The following is an 813-nucleotide window of genomic DNA, read 5'->3' on the forward strand; positions in this document are numbered from 1 at the left end:
GGGGCGGGGCGGGGAACGGCGCCGAGGGCGGTGGCGACCTCGCGGGCGGGATGGCCGCGCAGGAGGCCGATGTCCAGGAGCACGTCGCAGCCGAGCAGGGAGTTGTGCCAGCCGGCCCGGTAGCGGCCGCGCGGGCGCCGGCGGGCGCGGCGGCCGTAGGAGGCGACCCAGGTGGTGCCCGGTGTGGCCGGCCAGACGGCGAGCGCCTGGTGGCGGCCGATGCAGATCACGTCGGCGCGGGCGACATAGGGCCAGCCGATGTCGTAGGAGACGCCGCCGACCTCGGCGTGCAGACCGTGCGGGCTGATCGACAGGGCGGGGCGCCGGCGGGCGTAGCGCAGCCGCCACCGGGCCGCGGGCAGCAGGTACAGCGCGACGACGAGGAGCCCGCCGGCCCAGAAGCACCGGTTGAGGCGACTGGACGGCGCCATGGTGGCGTCGGCGGACACGGCATCGGAGATCAGCCCGGCCGCCGCGAAGGCCAGGACCAGGACGACGGCGAGCAGCGCGCCGCCAGTCGCCAGGAACCATCTCCATCGGCCGGGAAAGACCACCGGGCCGGGCGCCGTCGGTCGTGGCGCGCCGACGGGCGATCCCGCCGCCGGATCCGGGGTCCACTCGGGCGCGAACGGCGGTGGAGTCTGCGGCGGTGGCGTCGGAGGCGGAGGGTCCGGCGGCGGTGTTTTCGGTGGCGTCTGTGGCGGTGCCGGGAGGTCGGACGCCGGTGTCGAGGGGTCGGTGCCCAGGGCCGGCCCGCGGGCGGGCGTCGGCTGCGGTGCCCAGGTGGGAGGCGCGACGCGGGTGGGGGCGAGG

The 813-nt window shown here is 77.9% G+C and carries 1 pseudogene; it reads right to left on the reverse strand.

Annotated features, from left to right (window positions below):
• Positions 1–554, reverse strand: a pseudogene (locus C1A33_RS26765) (serine/threonine-protein kinase); the annotation flags it as partial.
• Positions 555–813 lie beyond the last annotated feature (259 nt).

This window comes from Frankia canadensis (assembly GCF_900197875.1).
In the GTDB taxonomy this organism is placed as follows: Bacteria; Actinomycetota; Actinomycetes; order Frankiales; family Frankiaceae; genus Frankia; species Frankia canadensis.